Genomic DNA, 19,545 nt, shown 5'->3' with positions numbered 1-19,545 from the left:
CGGTGGCGGGCAGGATCGTCTCATGATCCGCCCGCCCGCCTCCGCCGCCCCGGGAGACGGCGCGCGGGATTGGCGTGCCCTGTTCGACGCGGCCGCCGCTCCGACGGCGGCGAGCCCTCTCGCCCTCGGGTTCGAGGTGCGTGTCCGCGACGCCCGCGGAGCCAATCCCTGGGCGTCACGCCCGCAGCGCACGGCGACCCCACGCGATGTCGCCAAGGGTGTGGGGGAGATCCTCCTCGGCATCCGTCCGCTGGAGCGGAGCGCAGCGACGGGGTCCTGGGTGCTCGGCTCCGCCACCTGGGACGCGGTCCGCCGCGCGCCGGACCAGTACGGTCGGGAGCAGTCGCGGTGGTTCGCCGATCTGCTGAGCATCGCGCGCGACGCGCTGCTCTCCGGCACGGCGGGGGACTGGCTCGTCGCCGACCTGATCGAGTCGCGGCTCCTCTGGGGGCATCTGCGGTCGGCGACCGACCTCGGCATCCCGCTCGTGGCGGCCCAGCGGTCGACGACGCTCGTCCTCGCCGACGCCGCGGAACTGACGGCGACCGTGTCCCGTGGCGACGACGGCGGCCTCGTGGTCCGGCCGGTCGTGACGGTGGGCGGGCGCGAGACACCGCCGGGCAGCATCAGGTCCCTCGGGCGCTCCGGCGTGTACGAGGTCGCGCAGAGCGGATCGCGCCTCCAGGTGACGCTCGCGGAGCTTCCGCTCGCGGGCCCCGCGCAGTCGCTGATCCGCGCCCGGACGCTCGTCGTCCCCGTGGAGGAGGAGACGGCGTTCCTCCAGGATGCCTATCCGCTCCTGGCGCGCCGCCTCCCCGTCCGCGCGGTCGGCCGCGTCTCGCTGCCCGCGCTTCCGCCGCCTCGTGCCGTGCTCCGGGTGGCGTTCCGCCGCGGAGACACCGTGGAGTACGCCGTCGAGTGGGACTATCGCGGCTTCGGGCGGGTGCCGTTCACGCTTGGTCCGGAGGCCGTGCGGGATCCGGAGGCCGAGGCCGGGGTGACGGAGCGGCTCCGGAGCGTCTGGGCGGAGCACGGCGTCGCGTTCGCTCCCTCGGGGGCTTTCCATGACGTGGCGGCTGCGGAGTTCATGACCCGCGTCGTCCCGGCGCTGGAGGCGGACGGCGTCGAGGTGGAGGTGTCCGGCCGTCGCAAGACGTATCGCGAGCTCGCCGGAGAGCCGGAGATCACCGTGTCGACCGTGGAGAGCACCGACCCGGACTGGTTCGACCTCGGCGTCATCGTCCGCATCGACGGACGGAGCATCCCGTTCGAGCCGCTGTTCACGGCTCTGAGCGCGGGCCGGCGAAAGCTCCTGCTCGTCGACGGCAGCTACTTCTCGCTGAACCACCCGGCGCTCGACCGGCTGCGCGACCTCCTCGACGAGGCCGGAGACCTCGACGAGTGGGAGACGGGCCCGCGGATCAGCCGTCATCAGACGGATCTGTGGGAGGAGTTCGAGGATCTGGCGGACGAGGCCCTTCCCGCGGTGAGCTGGCGGGCCACCGCCGAGGGACTGCGCAGCGCCACCGCGGTGCCGGCGGTGCCGATCCCTCCGGGGCTCACCGCACAGTTGCGGCCCTACCAGAAGGACGGCCTTGACTGGCTCGCGTTCCTCTGGTCGCACCGGCTCGGCGGCATCCTCTCCGACGACATGGGTCTCGGGAAGACGGTCCAGCTGCTCGCCCTCATCCTGCATGCCCGTGCGGCGGGGGAGGGACGTCCGTTCCTCGTCGTGGTCCCGACGTCCGTGCTGGCCACCTGGCGCACCGAGGCGGCGCGGTTCGCTCCGGGCCTCCGCGTGGTCACCCGGGACTCCACCGCCGGGCCTGCCGTGGCCGTCGTGGCTCGCGAGGCCGATGTGGTGCTCACGACCTACGCCGTCGCCCGGCTCGACGATGAGGGGTTCGCACGCGTCGCCTGGGGCGGACTGATCCTCGACGAAGCTCAGTTCGTGAAGAATCCGGCGACGAAGCTGCACCGCGCCGTCGCTCGCTTCCCGGCCGACGTCACCATCGCGGTCACGGGCACGCCGCTGGAGAACAGCCTGGAGGAGCTCTGGGCGCTGCTGAAGCTCACGGCACCCGGCCTGTTCGCCTCGGCGCGGAAGTTCCGCGAGCACTACATCCAGCCGATCGAGCAGGGGAAGGTCCCGGAGAATGCGGAGGGCGGACCGTATCGGCAGCGCCGCCTCGCGCAGCTCCGACGACGGATCCGCCCGCTCGTGCTCCGCCGCACCAAGGAGCTCGTTGCCCCCGATCTGCCGCCGAAGCAGGAGCAGGTGCTGGAGGTCGAGCTGAGCGCGGGGCATCGCGAGCTCTACGAGACGGTGCTGCAGCGGGAGCGGCAGAAGGTGCTCGGCCTGCTGGAGGACCTGGACCGGAACCGCTTCATCGTGTTCCGCTCCCTGACGCTCCTGCGCATGCTGAGCCTCGCTCCGGCGCTGATCGACCCGGCCGACGCGCGCCTCGGCTCCCGCAAGCTCGACGAGCTCCTGGAACGGATCGTCGAGCTGCAGGCGGAGGGGCACCGCGCGCTCGTGTTCAGCCAGTTCACGTCCTTCCTCGACATGGCGGCCGCCCGTCTGGACGCCGCCGGCATCCCGTACGCGCACCTCGACGGATCGACGCGGCATCGCGAGCGCGTGGTCACGGACTTCGCGGAGGGGGAGCAGCCCGTCTTCCTCATCAGCCTGAAGGCCGGCGGATTCGGACTCACCCTGACCGAGGCCGACTACGTCTTCCTCCTCGACCCGTGGTGGAACCCCGCCGCCGAGGCGCAGGCCGTCGACCGCACGCACCGCATCGGCCAGCGCAGCCAGGTGTTCGTCTACCGGATGATTGCCACCGGCACGATCGAGGAGAAGGTCCTCGCGCTGCAGCGACGCAAGGCCCGGCTGTTCACCGCCGTGCTCGACGACGACGCGCTCTTCGCCCAGACGCTCACCGCCGACGACATCCGTGGTCTCTTCGACGACTAGACCGTTTTCCCCGGCTCGTCCCGCCGGGTGCTCAGGGAGCCGTCGGTACAATCGAACGGTTCATCTTCGAGAGGAATGCAATGCGGATCACGGGACTCGGCCACGCCGGCATGTTCATCGAGACGGTCGGCGGCAACATCATCTGCGACCCGGTGCTCGGCCCGTCCTTCTTCGGGTCCTGGTTCCCGTTCCCGGACAACCGTGGCCTCGACTGGGAGCGCTACGGCCGCGAAGCCGACTTCCTCTACATCTCGCACCGGCACCGCGACCACTTCGATCCGGCGCTGCTGGAGCGGTACATTCGCAAGGACATCGAGGTGCTCCTGCCGGAGTACCCGATCGACGACCTGGAGCAGGACATCCGGGCGCTCGGCTATACGAACATCACCTACGCGCCCGCCGGCGAGATCATCGAGCGCGGGGCGCTCAAGATGATGATCACCCCGCTGCGCGCGCCGAGCGACGGCCCGATCGGCGACTCGTCGCTCAGCGTGGACGACGGCACAGGCTCGATGCTGAACCAGAACGACTCGCACCCGCTCGATCTCGACAAGCTCCTGCACTTCGGCAAGCCCGACGCCTACTTCACGCAGGTCTCCGGAGCGATCTGGTGGCCCATGGTCTACGACCTGCCGCTGGACGCGAAGCAGAACTTCGCCCGCCTCAAGCGCGAGGCGCAGAACAAGCGGGCGATGTACTACATCGAGAAGGTCGACGCTCCGCACGTCTTCCCGATGGCGGGTCCGCCCATGTTCCTCCGCGACGACCTCTTCGACTTCAACGGGATGGGTCGCAACGGCGAGTCCATCTTCACGGACCAGAAGCAGTTCATCGCGCACATGAAGGAGCTGGCACCGAAGTACGACGGGCAGCTCTTCGTTCCCGGCACGCTCGTCACGATCGACGGCGGTGCGGTGACCACCGAGCAGACGCTCTACACCGAGGCGGAGCTCGCCCACATCTTCGACGAGAAGTGGGAGTACCTGGAGGAGCAGCGCGCGACCCGCCAGCAGGAGATCCGCGACGAGGAGGCCTCTCGCGCCGCGATCATCCCGCCGGACGAGATGCTCGCGGCGATCAAGGAGTGGTGGGAGCCGCTGCTGAAGAAGTCGCGCACCATCCGCCTCGGAGTCGGCGGGCACGTCCGCTTCCGCATCGGGGAGCTGGACATGGTGGTCGACTTCCCGCGCGCCAAGGTCCGCGAGTACGCAGGGGAGGAGTGCGTGTACTGGTACACGATCCCGGCCGACCTCGTCTCGACGAACATCCGCGACCACGAGATCGACTGGTCGAACTCGATCTTCCTGTCGATGCAGTTCTCGGTCGGGCGCAGCGGCAAGTTCAACGAGTTCCTCACCACGTTCCTCAAGTGCCTCTCGGTCGACCGGATCGAGTACGTCGAGAACTGGTACCAGGAGCAGACCGACCAGACCGAGGACGCGGAGATCGGCGACTGGGTCGTCCAGCGCCGCTGCCCGCACCTGCGCGCCGACCTCACCAAGACGGGGAAGGTCGATGAGGACGGCATCCTCACGTGCAGCATGCACGACTGGAAGTGGGACCTGAAGACCGGACGCTGCCTCTCCACGAGCGGCCACCCGATCCGTTCCTCGAAGATCGACGACGTGACGGATCCGGTGCTCCGCGAGGCGAGCTGAGCACGCCTGTACCACCGAGCGCAGCCGGTGGTACAGTGAGGCGATGCCGACCGCTCTGACCCGTATCCAGGTGACGCAGACCGCCGCGCTGCGCGAGGCGCTGGAACTCGCGGAAAGCGAGTGGCCGGGACTACCGAAGTCGGAGCAGGTGGCGAGGCTCGCGGTGCTGGGGGCGGAGCGGCTCGCAGAGCGAGGATCCCACCGGCGCGCGACCCGGCGGGCGGCGCTCGAGGCGACACGGGGATCGATCGCCTATCCACCGGGGTATCTCGACGCTCTCCGGAAGGACTGGCCGGAGTGATCGTCGTGGACGCCGGTGTCCTCATCGCGCACCTTTCCACCGACGATGTCCACCAGGAGGCGGCGTTCGACATCCTCGATACCGAGGAAGACCTTCTGATCCACCCGATCACCCTCGCGGAGACGCTCGTGCATCCGGCGCGGATGGGCACAGAACTCGCCGATCTCGCCAAGATCGACTCCCTCGGGCTGCTGCGTCGGGAGGAGACGGTCGACGAACCGGTCCATATCGCGCGGCTCCGCGCCGCGACCTCCCTGAAGCTCCCGGACTGCGCGGTACTCGTCACAGCGGAGGCGTTCGGCGCGACGCTGGCGACCTTCGACCGTCGTCTCGCGGCGGTCGCCAGAGAGCGCGGTGTCGAGGTCGTCGGCGTCCGATCGCACCGCTAGACTGGGATCACAAGCAACCTTTAACACCGTCCTGTGAGGCGGAGAAGGGAGCGGCTGATGGGTGTGCGCACTGTGCTGCACCAAGCCGACATCTCACGAGCGCTGACCCGGATCGCGCACGAGATCCTCGAGTCCAATCGCGGGGCCGACGACCTGGTCCTGCTGGGCATCCCGACCCGCGGCGTCACGCTAGGCCACCGGCTCGCCGCGCTGATCAGCGAGATCGCCCAGGCCTCCGTCCCCGTCGGGTCCCTCGACGTGACGCTCTTCCGCGACGACCTCGCCAAGCACCCGACGCGGTCCCCGCAGCCGACGGAGATCCCTCCGGGCGGCATCGACGGGAAGACGGTCGTCCTCGTCGACGACGTCCTGTTCTCCGGCCGGAGCATCCGCGCCGCGCTCGACGCCCTGCAGTCGATCGGCCGTCCCGCCGTCGTGCGGCTCGCGATCCTCATCGACCGCGGACACCGGGAGCTTCCCATCCGCCCCGACTTCGTGGGCAAGAACATCCCGTCCGCGCGCACCGAGCGCGTCAACGTGCGTCTGTTCGAGAACGACGGCGCCGAGGAGGTGACGATCGGCGAATGAGGCATCTCCTCGACACCCGCACGCTCGACAGAGCGACCGCCCTGCGCATCCTCGATGTCGCGGAGGACATGGCCGACACCCAGTCCCGCGAGGTCAAGAAGCTGCCCACGCTCCGCGGGAAGACCGTCGTGAACCTCTTCTTCGAGGACTCCACGCGCACCCGCATCTCGTTCGAGGCCGCGGCGAAGCGCCTGTCCGCCGATGTCATCAACTTCGCCGCGAAGGGCTCCAGCGTCTCCAAGGGTGAGAGCCTGAAGGACACCGCGCAGACGCTCGAGGCGATCGGCGCCGACGCGGTCGTCGTACGACACCCCGGCTCCGGCGCCCCGCAGACCCTGGCCACGAGCGGCTGGATCTCCGCCGGCGTCGTCAACGCGGGCGACGGCACCCACGAGCACCCCACCCAGGCGCTCCTCGACGCCTTCACCATCCGCAAGCGTCGCTTCGGTCCCGACAGCCGCGGACGCGACCTCTCCGGTCTCCGGGTGACGATCGTCGGCGACGTGCTGCACTCCCGCGTGGCGCGCTCCAACGTCTGGCTGCTCACCACGCTCGGCGCCGAGGTCACGATCGTCTCGCCGCCGACCCTGGTTCCGCAGAACGTGTCCCTGTGGCCGGTCCGCGTGGTCTACGACCTGGACGAAGCCCTCGCGGAGGGGCCGGACGCCGTGATGATGCTACGCATCCAGCTCGAGCGCATGAACGCGGCGTATTTCCCGACTGAGCGGGAGTATTCGCGCCGGTGGGGCCTTGACGCACGGCGCGTGGCGGCTCTGCCGGGCGGTAGCATTGTCCTGCACCCCGGACCCATGAACCGGGGACTGGAGATCTCCTCCGAAGCTGCCGATTCCCCCCGTTCGACGGTGCTGGAACAGGTGTCGAACGGGGTCTCCGTGCGCATGGCGGTGCTGTACCTGCTGCTGGCAGGAGAACGAGACGACGAACGAGGGGGAGACCTGTGAGCGAGACCCTCGTCATCACCGGTGCACAGCTGCTCGGCGCGGACAGCGCCGACATCATCATCGAGGACGGCGTCATCGCCGAGATCGGAGCAGGGCTCACCCGCACCGGCGCACACGTGATCGACGCCGCGGGCCTGGTCGCGCTGCCGGGTCTCGTCGATCTGCACACCCATCTGCGTGAACCCGGGTTCGAGGCCTCCGAGACGATCCTCACCGGCACCAGAGCGGCCGCCGCCGGCGGGTTCACCGCCGTGTTCGCGATGCCCAACACCTCTCCGGTCGCCGACACGGCGGGCGTGGTCGAGCAGGAACTCGCCCTCGGCGAGGCGGCCGGCTATGCGACCGTGCAGCCGATCGGCGCCGTCACCGTGGGGCAGAAGGGCGAGCGCCTCGCCGAGCTGGGCGCCATGGCCACGTCGCGTGCCCAGGTGCGCGTCTTCAGCGACGACGGCTTCTGCGTGTGGGACCCGCTGATCATGCGCCGGGCCCTGGAGTACGTGAAGTCCTTCGACGGCGTCATCGCCCAGCATGCGCAGGACCCGCGGCTCACCGAGGGCGCCCAGATGAACGAGGGCACCGTCTCGGCCGAGCTCGGGCTGTCCGGGTGGCCGGCGGTCGCCGAGGAGTCGATCATCGCCCGCGACGTGCTCCTCGCCGAGCACGTCGGCTCCCGCCTGCACGTGTGCCACCTCTCGACGGCCGGCTCCGTCGACATCATCCGCTGGGCCAAGAAGCGCGGTGTCAACGTGACGGCCGAGGTCACGCCGCACCATCTGCTGCTCACCGACGAACTCGTCCGCGGCTACGACGCGCGGTTCAAGGTCAACCCGCCGCTGCGCCGCGAAGAGGACGTCCTCGCGGTCCGGGAGGGCCTCGCCGACGGCACGATCGACATCGTCGCGACCGATCACGCGCCGCACCCCGCCGAGCACAAGGCATGCGAGTGGCAGGCCGCCGCGAACGGCATGGTCGGTCTGGAGAGCGCCCTGCGGGTCGTGCACCAGTCGATGGTGCAGACCGGCCTGCTCGATTGGGCCGACGTGGCCCGGGTCATGAGCGCGACGCCCGCCCGCATCGGACGGCTCTCCGGCCACGGCACGCCGCTCGCCGCCGGGCAGCCCGCGCATATCACGCTGTACGACCCCGCGGTCGACGGCGTGTTCACCGCCGCGGACCTGCACGGGCGCAGCGTGAACTCGCCCTACCTGGGCCGCGCACTGCCCGGCAGGGTGGAGTACACGGTGCACGGCGGCGTCCTCACGGTCGACGGCGGCGCCGTCGTCGAGGAGCTCGGCGCATGAGCACACGGGACCTCGCGGTCGCGATCATCATCGCCGTCGCGCTGCTGATCCTGCTCTCGATGCTGTTCGCCTGGCGACGACGAGTGCGGCGCGATGCCGCGTACACGGCCCCGCTCGGGGTGCCGGAGCACGCGGAGGTGACGCGCCGCGACGAGGTGCTCTACGTGTCCACCACCCGGCACGAGCAGCCACTCGAACGGCTCGCGATCACCCCGCTGGCGTTCCGCGCACGCGGTGAGCTGGCCGTGACCGACCGCGGCATCGCGCTGGCCCTGGACGGTGCCCCCACCGTCTTCCTCGCCGCCGACCGCCTCGTCTCCGTCGACCGTGCGACCGTCACCATCGATCGCGTCGTGGAGCCCGGCGGGCTCGTGCGCATCTCGTGGCACGTCGACGACACGACCGTCGTCGACAGCTATGTGCGCCTCACCGGCGGCGACCTCCCGACCCTCATCTCCGACCTGCAGCGGCTCATCCCCGCCGCCCCTGACACAGGAGTTTCGTCATGACCCTCTCGACTTCCTCCCCGCAGGCCTCCACGGCCCGCCTTCCCGACCCCGCCGTCCTCGTCCTGGAGGACGGCACCCGACACCGCGGACGTGCCTACGGCGCGCGCGGGCGCACTCTCGGCGAGGTCGTGTTCGCCACCGGCATGTCGGGATACCAGGAGACCATCACCGACCCGTCCTACGCCGGGCAGATCGTCCTGCAGACCGCCCCGCATATCGGCAACACCGGCATGAACGACGAGGACACCGAGTCGCGCCGCATCTGGGTCGCCGGCTACATCGTGCGCGACCCCTCGCGCGTCGTCTCGAACTGGCGCGCGAACGCCTCCCTCGACGAGGTCCTCGTCGAGGACGGCATCGTCGGCATCAGCGGCGTCGACACCCGCGCGGTCACCCGGCACATCCGCTCCGCCGGCTCCATGCGCGGCGGCATCTTCTCGGGTGCGGAGGCGGAGCTCGACCCGGAGGAGCAGCTGCGCATCGTCCGCGAGGCTCCGGAGATGACCGGCCTCAACCTCTCGGCCCAGGTCTCCGTCGAGACCGCGACCGTCACCCCGGCGGTGGGGGAGCGCATCGGCAACCTCGCCGTGCTCGACCTCGGCGTGAAGCAGGCGACGATCGACAACCTCGCCGCCCGCGGCTTCGACGTGCACGTCCTCCCGCAGGACGTCAGCATCGACGAGATCCGGGCCATCGAGCCGGTCGCCGTCTTCTACTCGAACGGTCCCGGCGACCCCGCGGCGTCGGGCGACCACGTCGAGCTGCTGCGCGCGGTCCTCGACGACGGGCTGCCCTTCTTCGGGATCTGCTTCGGCAACCAGCTCCTCGGCCGGGCCCTGGGGCTCGGCACGTACAAGCTGCCGTTCGGCCACCGCGGCATCAACCAGCCCGTGCTGGACAAGCAGACCGGCAAGGTGGAGATCACCGCGCACAACCACGGCTTCGCCGTGGAGGCGCCCCTGGAGGGCTCCTTCGACAGCCCGCACGGCTACGGCAAGGTCGAGGTCAGCCACGTCGGCCTCAACGACAACGTCGTGGAGGGCCTGCGCGCCCTCGACATCCCCGCCTTCTCGGTGCAGTACCACCCCGAGGCCGCGGCCGGACCGCACGACGCCAACTACCTCTTCGACCGCTTCCGCGACATGGTCATCGCGAACAAGAAGGACGCACAGTAATGCCCAAGCGCGACGACATCCACTCCGTCCTCGTCATCGGCTCCGGCCCGATCGTCATCGGCCAGGCCTGCGAGTTCGACTACTCCGGCACCCAGGCGTGCCGCGTCCTCCGTGAGGAGGGCGTCCGGGTCATCCTCGTCAACTCCAACCCTGCGACGATCATGACCGACCCCGACTTCGCCGACGCGACCTACATCGAGCCGATCACCCCCGCGGTGATCGAGACGATCATCGCGAAGGAGAAGCCCGACGCGATCCTGCCGACGCTCGGTGGTCAGACGGCGCTGAACGCCGCGATGGCCCTGCACGAGCAGGGGATCCTCGAGAAGTACGACGTCGAGCTCATCGGCGCGAAGGTGGACGCCATCAAGAAGGGCGAGGACCGTCAGGTCTTCAAGGAGCTCGTCCTCGAGGCGGGCGCGGACGTCGCCAAGAGCGTCATCGCCCACACCATGGACGATCTCCTCGCCGGCGCCGAGCAGCTCGGCTACCCGCTCGTGGTTCGGCCGTCCTTCACCATGGGCGGGCTGGGTTCCGGCTTCGCCTACGACGAGGAGGACTTGCGCCGTATCGGCGGCGCCGGCCTGCGCGACTCGCCGACGACCGAGGTGCTCCTGGAGGAGTCGATCCTCGGCTGGAAGGAGTACGAGCTTGAGCTCATGCGCGACACCGCCGACAACACGGTGGTCGTCTGCTCCATCGAGAACGTCGACCCGGTCGGCGTGCACACCGGTGATTCGATCACGGTGGCACCGGCGCTGACCCTGACCGACCGCGAGTACCAGAAGCTCCGCGACATCGGCATCGACATCATCCGCGCCGTGGGCGTGGACACCGGTGGCTGCAACATCCAGTTCGCGGTCAACCCCGAGAACGGGCGCATCATCGTCATCGAGATGAACCCGCGCGTCTCCCGGTCGAGCGCCCTGGCGTCGAAGGCCACCGGCTTCCCGATCGCCAAGCTCGCGGCCAAGCTCGCCCTCGGCTACCGCCTCGACGAGATCCCGAACGACATCACCGGCGTGACCCCGGCGAGCTTCGAGCCGACGCTCGACTACGTCGTCGTCAAGGTCCCGCGCTTCGCGTTCGAGAAGTTCCCGGCCGCCGACGCCACCCTCACCACGACCATGAAGTCGGTCGGCGAGGCGATGGCCATCGGCCGCAACTACGCCACCGCCCTGCAGAAGGCGCTGCGGTCGCTCGAGAAGCGGGGCTCCAGCTTCCACTGGGGCGAGGAGCCGCGCAGCGTCGAGGAACTGCTCGAGATCGCGAAGACTCCGACCGACGGCCGGATCGTCACCCTGCAGCAGGCGCTGCGCAAGGGCGCGACCATCGAGCAGGCGTTCGAGGCCACGGCCATCGACCCCTGGTTCCTCGACCAGATCGTCCTCATCAACGAGGTCGCCGAAGTCGTCCGCACCGCCGGCGAGCTGGACGACGCGACGCTGCGCTACGCCAAGGAGCACGCCTTCTCCGACGCGCAGATCGCCCAGCTCCGCGGCGAGAGCGAGGCCGAGATCCGCGGCGTGCGCCACGGTCTCGGCATCCGCCCCGTCTACAAGACGGTCGACACGTGTGCAGGTGAGTTCCCCGCGCTGACGCCGTACCACTACTCGAGCTACGACGCCGAGACCGAGGTCGCGCCGTCCGACCGCACCAAGGTCGTCATCATCGGCTCCGGCCCGAACCGCATCGGTCAGGGCGTCGAGTTCGACTACTCCTGCGTGCACGCCTCGTTCGCGCTGTCTGACGCGGGCTTCGAGACCGTGATGATCAACTGCAACCCGGAGACCGTGTCGACCGACTACGACACGTCCGACCGGCTGTACTTCGAGCCGCTGACGCTCGAAGACGTGCTGGAGGTCCTGGACGCGGAGGCGGCGAGCGGCACCATCCTCGGCGTCGTCTGCCAGCTCGGCGGCCAGACCCCGCTCGGGCTCGCGAAGGGCATCGAGGCGGCCGGCTACACGGTCCTGGGGACGAGTCCGGAGGCCATCGACCTGGCCGAGGAGCGCGAGCTGTTCTCGCGCCTGCTCGATGAGGCCGGACTCCTCGCGCCCCGCAACGGCACGGCGATCGACGTGGAAGGCGCGGTGCGCATCGCCGAGGAGATCGGCTACCCGGTGCTCGTGCGCCCGAGCTTCGTGCTCGGCGGACGCGGCATGGAGATCGTCTACGGCACCGATGCGCTGCGCGACTACTTCGTGCGGACGGCCGGGGAGGTCGTGATCGAGGAGGGCAAGCCGCTCCTGGTCGACCGCTTCCTCGACGACGCGATCGAGCTCGACGTGGACGCCCTGTACGACGGCACCGATCTCTTCATCGGCGGCGTCATGGAGCACCTGGAGGAAGCCGGCATCCACTCCGGTGACTCGAGCTGCACGCTGCCGCCGGTCTCGCTCGGCCGCAGCGACGTGGACCGCGTCCGCGAGGCTACCCTCGCCATCGCGCAGGGCGTCGGCGTGCGCGGTCTGCTGAACGTGCAGTTCGCGATCAGCGCCGGCGTCCTCTACGTCATCGAGGCCAACCCGCGGGCCAGCCGCACGGTGCCGTTCGTCTCGAAGGCGCTGGGCATCCCGATGGCGAAGGCCGCCAGCCGCATCATGGCCGGCTCCACCATCGCCGAGCTCCGCGCCGAGGGGATGCTGCCCGAGCAGGACGGCTCACGCGTCCCGCTGGACGCCCCGGTCTCGGTCAAGGAGGCCGTGCTGCCCTTCAAGCGGTTCCGCACCGCCGACGGCAAGACGGTCGACTCGGTCCTGGGCCCGGAGATGCGCTCGACCGGCGAGGTCATGGGCATCGACCGCGACTTCCCGACCGCGTTCGCGAAGTCGCAGGCGGCTGCCTACGGCGGCATGCCGACCTCGGGCACCGTGTTCATCTCGGTCGCCGACTCCGACAAGCGCGCGGTGATCCTCCCGGCGCACCGCCTCCAGCAGCTCGGCTTCACGATCGTTGCGACCGAGGGCACCGCGGAGATCCTGTCCCGCAACGGCATCGCGGTCACGGTGGTGGAGAAGTACAGCGAGACCCAGGAGTCCGGCGCCCGGAACATCGTCGACCTCATCAACGACGGGGAGATCGACATCGTCGTGAACACCCCGTCGGGTGGCGCTGCTCGCGCGGACGGCTACGAGATCCGCGCCGCCGCGGTGGCCGCCGACAAGGCGCTCTTCACGACCATCGCCGTGCTCGGCGCAGCGGTGAGCGGGATGGACGCCGCGCACGAGGGCTTCCAGGTCAAGAGCCTGCAGGAGTACGCGCAGGACCGGATGGCCGCGGTATGACGGCACGCTTCGGCGAGCGGGCTCGCGAGGCCCTCGAGGCGCACGGCCCGCTCTGCGTCGGCATCGACCCCCACGCCGCTCTGCTGGCGGCGTGGGGGCTGCCGCCCGATGCCGCCGGAGTCCGCGAGTTCGGGCTCCGTACCATCGAGGCGGCCGCCGGTCGCGTCGGGATCGTCAAGCCGCAGGTGTCGTTCTTCGAGCGATACGGCGCGGCCGGGTTCGCCGCGCTGGAGGATGTGCTCGCCGCCGCGCGGGCGGCCGGACTGCTCGTGATCGCGGACGCCAAGCGCGGCGACATCGGGTCGACGATGACGGACTACGCCCAGGCGTGGCTGCCCACCGGCGCGCCGCTGGAGGCCGATGCGCTGACGGCGAATCCGTACCTCGGCGTCGGAGCGCTGGAGGGCGCGTTCGCCCTGGCCGAGGAGCACGGCAAGGGGCTCTTCGTCCTCGCCGCGACGAGCAACCCCGAGGCGACCGCGCTGCAGCAGGCGACGACCGCGGACGGCGAGACCGTCTCCGCCGCCGTCATCGCCGAGGTGTCGCGTCGGAACGCCGACGCGACGCCCGCGGGGGAGTGGGGCAGTTTCGGCTTCGTCATCGGTGCCACGGTGGACCAGGAACAGGCCGGCGTCGCGCCGTTCGCGCCGGTCGCCCCAATCCTCGCCCCTGGCTTCGGCGCGCAGGGCGCCACTCCGGCGGATCTCGCCCGCCGCTTCGGCCCTCAGGCCGCCTCGGTGATCGCGAGCGAGAGCCGCAGCCTCCTCTCCGCGGGCCCGGCGGCCCTCGCCGAGACGATCGCCGACCGTGCCGCCCAGTATCGAGAGGTCAGCCGTGGCTGAGGAACGCCGCACCGTCCCCGAGGTCGACAGGGCCGCCGCGGCGCGCCGCGCCGTCGAGAGACGACGCGCCAGAGCCTCGGTGAAGCGCGACCTGACGATGCGCGTCGTCACCCCGCAGTCCGTGCTGCATCGCGCGACGGAGGATCCCGACTCGGTCGAGGGGTCCATGCGCATCACCGACTTCCTCCTCGCCCTCCCAGCGATCGGCGCGGGAAAGCGCGACCGCGTGCTGGAGCAGCTGCACATCTCGCCCGTCAAGCGGCTCGGCGGTCTCGGGGCGCGGCAGCGACGGGTGCTGGAGGAGTGGCTGGACGAGCGCTTCCCGGTGCCGACGCCGCGCGGGGCGCGCAGCCGGCTCCTCGTCCTCGCCGGCCCCACGGCGGTGGGCAAGGGGACGGTCGCCGCGCACATCCGCGAGAACAACCCCGAGATCCACCTGTCCGTGTCGGCCACCACCCGACCACCGCGCCCCGGCGAGATCGACGGCGTGCACTACTACTTCGTCGACGACGCCGAGTTCGACCGTCTGATCGCCGACGGTGAGCTGCTGGAGTACGCGGTGGTGCACAATCGCTCCCGCTACGGCACTCCGCGCGCCCCTATCGACGCCGCCCTGGCCGAGGGGAAGACCGTCCTGCTGGAGATCGACCTCCAGGGCGCGCGCCAGGTACGCGAGGCCGAGCCGTCCGCGACGCTCATCTTCCTCCTGCCGCCGAGCTGGGATGAGCTGGTGCACCGGCTGGTCGGGCGCGGCACCGAGGACGCCGAGGAACGGAGCCGCCGACTGCGCACCGCGAAGGTCGAGCTGGCGGCGCAGAACGAGTTCGACCATCTCATCGTGAACGAGGACGTCGCCACCGCCGCTCGCGAGGTCGTAGACTTGTCTACAAGCTCTGCGCGCTGACCCGTTTCCGGGGTCGAGCACCACGCCCGTCCCCGAGTCCGTCGAAGGGTCGTCGCGGGCCCGCAGCATCGTCTTCGCGGCGAATCCCGTCGCCTGATCAGGAGGTCCACCCATGGCCGGACGCAACAACGGCATCATCGATCCCCCCATCGACAACCTGCTGGAGCGCGTCGACTCCAAGTACGAGCTCGTGATCTACGCCGCCAAGCGCGCTCGTCAGATCAACGACTACTACTCCGACCTGCACGAGGGGAACCTCTTCGACAACGTGGGCCCGCTCGTCGACTCCTCGGTCGAGGACAAGCCGCTCACCATCGCCCTGCACGAGATCAACGAGGACAAGCTCCGCCTGCGTCACGCGGAGTAACTCGACGACCGCGCCGCCCCCACGTCGGTGGCGCGGTCCAGAATGGGTGCCACACCCTCCCACCGTCCGTCCCCGTTCTGGAGCATCGATGAGCGCGCTGCGTCTGTTCACGTCCGAGTCCGTCACTGAAGGGCATCCGGACAAGATCTGCGACCAGATCTCGGACAGCATCCTCGACGGGCTCCTCGCGAAGGATCCCGGTTCCCGGGTCGCGGTCGAGACGCTCGTCACGACCGGCCTCGTCCACGTGGCGGGGGAGATCCGGACCGACGCCTACGTCGACATCCCGACGATCGTCCGCCAGGTCGTGAACGGCATCGGCTACACCTCCTCCGACACCGGCTTCGACGGCGACTCCTGCGGCGTCAGCGTCTCGGTGGGGGAGCAGTCCACCGACATCGCCCACGGCGTCGACAACGCTCAGGAGCACCGTGACGGCTCGTCTGTGGATCCGCTCGACGGTCTCGGCGCCGGAGACCAGGGCATCATGTTCGGGTTCGCCACCAACGAGACCCCGCAGCTCATGCCGATGGCCGCATGGACCGCGCACCGCATCGCCGAGCGGCTGACGGAGGTGCGCCGCAGCGGGCTGCTGCCCTTCCTGCGCCCGGACGGGAAGACGCAGGTCACCCTCGGGTACGACGGCTTCACCCCGAAGACCGTCGACGCCGTCGTGCTGTCCACCCAGCACAACCCGGACATCGCCCAGGACGACCTCAAGGCGCAGATCCGCGAGCACGTCATCGATCCCGTCCTCGCCACGACGGGCCTCGACCTCGACGACGTCACGTACTACATCAACCCGGCGGGCCCCTTCGTCACCGGCGGTCCCAAGGGCGACGCCGGGCTCACGGGTCGCAAGATCATCATCGACACGTACGGCGGCGCCGCACGACACGGCGGCGGCGCCTTCAGCGGCAAGGACCCGTCGAAGGTCGACCGCTCGGGCGCGTACGCGACCCGCTGGGTCGCCAAGAACGCGGTCGCCGCGGGTCTCGCCGACCGCCTCGAGGTGCAGGTCGCCTACGCGATCGGCGTCGCGCGACCGGTCGGCCTGTACGTGGAGACGTTCGGCACCGGACGGGTGTCCGACGAGGTCATCACCCGGGCCATCGACGAGGTGTTCGACCTCCGGCCGCAGGCCATCATCGAGCAGCTCGACCTCCTGCGTCCGATCTACGCGCAGACGGCCGCGTACGGGCACTTCGGCCGGGAGCTGCCGGACTTCACATGGGAGCGGACGGACCGGGCCGAGGAGCTGCGGCGCGCTGCCGGGCTCTGAGGGGCCTGCGGTGCTGATCTCTCCGGAGAGCCGGCGCATCGCGCGGGTGCTCCTCGAGTCGCCGCTGCCGCAGCTCGACCGCCTGTTCGACTACGCCCTCCCGCCGGAGCTCGGTGACATCGAGCCCGGGGTCCGCGTGCGCGTGCCCCTGCGGACCGCGGGGCGCGTGGTCGACGGATTCGTGGTGGAACTGGGCGTGGAGGACGACGCCGATCGGCCGCTCTCCGAGGTCGAGAGCATCGTGTCGAACATCCCTGTGCTGCCGGATCGCCTGTACCGACTGGCGCGGCGCGTCGCGGATCGCGCGGCAGGGTCGGCGTCCGACGTGCTGCGGCTGGTGATCCCGAAGCGGCAGGTGCGGGTCGAGAAAGCCTGGACCGCCGACGCCCCGACGCCGCTGCTCGAACCCGAGGCTCACGACGCGGCCACGTCCGTCGTCGCACTCTATGACGGACTGCAGGCGGTGCTCGACGAGAGCGGTCGTGCGGCCGTCGAGGCCATCCCGCAGCTCACCGACGACATGCCGGGCTGGGCGCGGATGCTCGCCGCCGCCGCGGCCACGACGCTCGCGGCCGGGAAGTCGAGCATCCTCGTCGTGCCCGACCATCGCGATCTCGATCGACTCCTCGCGGCCCTCGACGGGTTCGTCCCCGCGGAGGCGATCGCACGGTACGACTCGCGACAGACCAACCCGGATCGCTACCGCTCCTTCCTGCGCACGCTCGAGGACGCGCCCTGCATCGTCGTCGGGAACAGGTCCGCGGTGTACGCCCCCGTCGTCCCCGGTCTCGTGGCGATGTGGGACGACGGCGACAGTCTGCTGGGCGAGCCGCTCGCACCCTACGTCCACGCCCGGGATGCGGCGCTGCTGCGGCAGGAGGCGGAGGGCTCGGCCCTGCTCTTCGCCGGTCATACGCGGACGACCGAGGTCGAGCGGCTCGTCGTGCACGGCTGGCTGCGGGATATCCGCGCGACCCGGCGCGTGCTCCCGCGTGTCGTGCTCAGCACTCCCCAGGAGATGGAGCAGCCGACGCCGCAGCGCATGCCATCGTCGGCCTTCCTCGCCGCCCGGAACGCGGCCGCGGACGGGCCGGTGCTCATCCAGGTCTCGCGGCCCGGCTTCGCGCCGTCGCTCGTCTGCGCCGACTGCCGAGCTCCCGCCCGATGCCCGCACTGCGGCGGCCCCCTCGGCGCCCGCCATCGCGGCGCGGTCCCGGTCTGCGGGTGGTGCGGGCGCGGTGCCAGGGCATGGACGTGCCCGGCGTGTTCCTCGACCCGTCTCCGACTCGCCTCGTCGGGAAGCGAACGGACAGCCGATGAGCTGGGCCGCGCCTTCCCCGGTGTCCGCGTCATCGTCGCCGACGGCAGTCACCCGGTGGAGCGCGTCGATGCGCGTCCAGCCCTCGTGGTCGCCACTCGTGGCGCCGAGCCGCTCGCGGAAGGCGGCTACCGGGCCGTCGTCCTGCTCGACGGCCCGCGGATGCTGCAGGCGCCGGATCTGCGCATCGGCGAAGCGTGTCTGCGGTGGTGGTCGAATGCCGCCGCCCTGGCCGCCCCCGGCGCTCCGGTCCACCTCGTCGGCGTCGACGGCGCCGTCGCCAGAGCGCTGGCCACCTGGAACCAGGCCGCCTACGCGCGCACGGAGCTGGAGCACCGCGCACCGCTGCACATGCCCCCGACCGCGCGGGTCGCGCTCGTGGAAGGGTCAGCGGCCGCCGTCGCTCGCGCCCTGGAGGCGCTGTCCGAACTCTCCCTGCCCGCGGACGCGGTGCTCGGCCCCGTCCCCGTCGAGTCCGACGACGTCCCGCCGCGGGTCCGTGCTCTCGTGCGCTTTGACTACGGCGCGGGGAGCCGCGTCGCGACCACCCTCCGTGCTGCCGTCGTGGCCGAGGCGGTGAGCGGCCGCCGAGGCCGCACCAAGGCCGCCCGCAGCACGCTCTCGGTCCGCCTCGATATCCTCGATCCAGAACTCTGACCCTTCCGGAGAACCTTCATGCGCCTCGTCTTCGCCGGCACTCCCGCCGCCGCGGTCCCCACTCTGCGACGCCTCGCCGCCGAGCACGACATCGTTGCCGTGGTGACGCGCCCGGACGCCCCCCTCGGGCGCAAGCGTGTGCTGACCCCGTCGCCGGTCGCTCAGGCTGCGGTTGAGCTTGGCCTGCCGGTCATCCACGCTGCCCGGCTGGACGACGCGGTGACGACCGAGATCGCGGCCCTGCGCCCGGAGCTCGGCGTGATCGTCGCGTACGGAGGGCTCGTCCGTGAGCCGCTGCTGTCCACGCCGGAGGCCGGGTGGATCAACCTGCACTTCTCGCTGCTGCCGGCGTGGCGCGGTGCCGCTCCGGTGCAGCGCGCCCTGATCGCCGGAGATCCGGTCCTCGGTGCGAGCGTCTTCCAGCTCGTCCCCGAGCTCGATGCCGGCGACGTGTTCGCGATGCGTGCCATCGAACTCCCGGGCACATCAACGGCGGGGGAGGCGCTGGAGGCCCTGGCACTCGACGGCGCCGCTCTCACCGCCGACGTGGTCGCTGCGATCGCGGACGGCAGCGCCCGCGCCGTGCCGCAGGAGGGCGAGCCGACGTTCGCCGGCAAGCTGACGCTCGAAGACGGTCTCCTCGACTTCCGCGAGCCGTTCGACGCCGTGTACGCCCGGTTCCGCGGAGTCACGCCGGAGCCGGGAGCGCACACGACGATCGACGGTCAGCGGCTCAAGATCCTCGAGGCACGACCCGCCGGTGCCGAGGCGGAGGATCTGTCGTCGGGCGCCATGGCGGGCACGCGAGCGGAGGTCCTCATCGGGACGGCCACCGCGCCGCTGGCGGTCACCCGGCTGCAGCCCGCGGGCAAGGGCCCCATGAACGCCGCGGACTGGTGGCGGGGCCTGCAGGGCGCGACTCCGGTGGCCGGCTCGTGAACGCGAACGACGGACGGCGCCCCGGCTCGGGTCGGCAGCACGACGGCCGGGCCCGGAACGGAGGCGGCCGCGGCCCGAACCGGTCGGTC

At 70.8% G+C, this 19,545-nt stretch carries 16 protein-coding genes; all 16 read left to right on the top strand.

Going from position 1 to position 19,545, the window contains the following annotated elements:
• Positions 1-22: 22 nt before the first annotated feature.
• Positions 23-2,977 (top strand): DEAD/DEAH box helicase, encoded by a 2,955-nt coding sequence (locus tag WFJ36_RS04505; RefSeq protein ID WP_336642728.1) that lies wholly within the window; start codon positions 23-25, stop codon positions 2,975-2,977.
• Positions 2,978-3,057: 80 nt separating this feature from the next.
• The gene (locus WFJ36_RS04500; RefSeq protein WP_336642727.1) at positions 3,058-4,635 is read left to right on the top strand and encodes a Rieske 2Fe-2S domain-containing protein; all 1,578 of its coding nucleotides are present in this window, start codon (positions 3,058-3,060) and stop codon (positions 4,633-4,635) included.
• 43 nt (positions 4,636-4,678) lie between these two features.
• Complete coding sequence (locus tag WFJ36_RS04495) at positions 4,679-4,936, top strand: hypothetical protein (protein WP_060922159.1); 258 nt, start codon at positions 4,679-4,681, stop codon at positions 4,934-4,936.
• Complete coding sequence (locus WFJ36_RS04490) at positions 4,933-5,325, top strand: type II toxin-antitoxin system VapC family toxin (protein ID WP_336642726.1); 393 nt, start codon at positions 4,933-4,935, stop codon at positions 5,323-5,325. Before WFJ36_RS04495 ends, WFJ36_RS04490 begins: the two co-directional genes overlap by 4 nt.
• A 57-nt stretch (positions 5,326-5,382) precedes the next feature.
• Complete coding sequence (gene pyrR, locus WFJ36_RS04485; RefSeq protein ID WP_336642725.1) at positions 5,383-5,913, top strand: bifunctional pyr operon transcriptional regulator/uracil phosphoribosyltransferase PyrR; 531 nt, start codon at positions 5,383-5,385, stop codon at positions 5,911-5,913.
• Complete coding sequence (locus WFJ36_RS04480) at positions 5,910-6,875, top strand: aspartate carbamoyltransferase catalytic subunit (RefSeq protein ID WP_336642724.1); 966 nt, start codon at positions 5,910-5,912, stop codon at positions 6,873-6,875. The genes pyrR and WFJ36_RS04480 overlap by 4 nt, the downstream gene beginning before the upstream one ends.
• Positions 6,872-8,176: a dihydroorotase gene (locus tag WFJ36_RS04475; RefSeq protein WP_336642723.1), complete on the top strand. Its 1,305-nt coding sequence runs from the start codon at positions 6,872-6,874 to the stop codon at positions 8,174-8,176. Before WFJ36_RS04480 ends, WFJ36_RS04475 begins: the two co-directional genes overlap by 4 nt.
• Entirely contained in the window at positions 8,173-8,685 is a 513-nt protein-coding gene (locus WFJ36_RS04470) for a PH-like domain-containing protein (protein ID WP_292789680.1), read from the top strand. Before WFJ36_RS04475 ends, WFJ36_RS04470 begins: the two co-directional genes overlap by 4 nt.
• Entirely contained in the window at positions 8,682-9,860 is a 1,179-nt protein-coding gene (gene carA, locus WFJ36_RS04465; protein ID WP_071328631.1) for a glutamine-hydrolyzing carbamoyl-phosphate synthase small subunit, read from the top strand. Before WFJ36_RS04470 ends, carA begins: the two co-directional genes overlap by 4 nt.
• On the top strand, positions 9,860-13,147 hold the full coding sequence (gene carB / locus WFJ36_RS04460) for a carbamoyl-phosphate synthase large subunit (RefSeq protein WP_336642722.1): 3,288 nt from the start codon (positions 9,860-9,862) through the stop codon (positions 13,145-13,147). Before carA ends, carB begins: the two co-directional genes overlap by 1 nt.
• On the top strand, positions 13,144-13,989 hold the full coding sequence (pyrF, locus tag WFJ36_RS04455) for an orotidine-5'-phosphate decarboxylase (RefSeq protein WP_336642721.1): 846 nt from the start codon (positions 13,144-13,146) through the stop codon (positions 13,987-13,989). Before carB ends, pyrF begins: the two co-directional genes overlap by 4 nt.
• Positions 13,982-14,893 (top strand): guanylate kinase, encoded by a 912-nt coding sequence (gmk, locus tag WFJ36_RS04450; RefSeq protein ID WP_292789673.1) that lies wholly within the window; start codon positions 13,982-13,984, stop codon positions 14,891-14,893. Before pyrF ends, gmk begins: the two co-directional genes overlap by 8 nt.
• 112 nt (positions 14,894-15,005) lie before the next feature.
• On the top strand, positions 15,006-15,260 hold the full coding sequence (rpoZ, locus tag WFJ36_RS04445) for a DNA-directed RNA polymerase subunit omega (protein WP_025103490.1): 255 nt from the start codon (positions 15,006-15,008) through the stop codon (positions 15,258-15,260).
• Positions 15,261-15,348: 88 nt separating this feature from the next.
• Positions 15,349-16,542, top strand: a complete 1,194-nt coding sequence (gene metK / locus WFJ36_RS04440; RefSeq protein WP_071328627.1) for a methionine adenosyltransferase — start codon at positions 15,349-15,351, stop codon at positions 16,540-16,542.
• A gap of 16 nt (positions 16,543-16,558) precedes the next feature.
• A complete protein-coding gene (locus WFJ36_RS04435; protein ID WP_292789820.1) occupies positions 16,559-18,517 on the top strand; it encodes a primosomal protein N' in 1,959 nt (652 codons plus the stop codon).
• An 18-nt stretch (positions 18,518-18,535) separates the two neighbouring features.
• The gene (fmt, locus tag WFJ36_RS04430) at positions 18,536-19,456 is read left to right on the top strand and encodes a methionyl-tRNA formyltransferase (protein WP_336642720.1); all 921 of its coding nucleotides are present in this window, start codon (positions 18,536-18,538) and stop codon (positions 19,454-19,456) included.
• The last annotated feature ends 89 nt before the right edge of the window (positions 19,457-19,545 follow it).

Origin of the sequence: Microbacterium sp. MMO-113, from assembly GCF_037148555.1 — a bacterium.
Classification (GTDB): domain Bacteria; phylum Actinomycetota; class Actinomycetes; order Actinomycetales; family Microbacteriaceae; genus Microbacterium.
The sequence above is the reverse complement of the archived record's forward strand: the minus strand, read 5'-3'. Positions and strand labels throughout refer to the sequence as shown.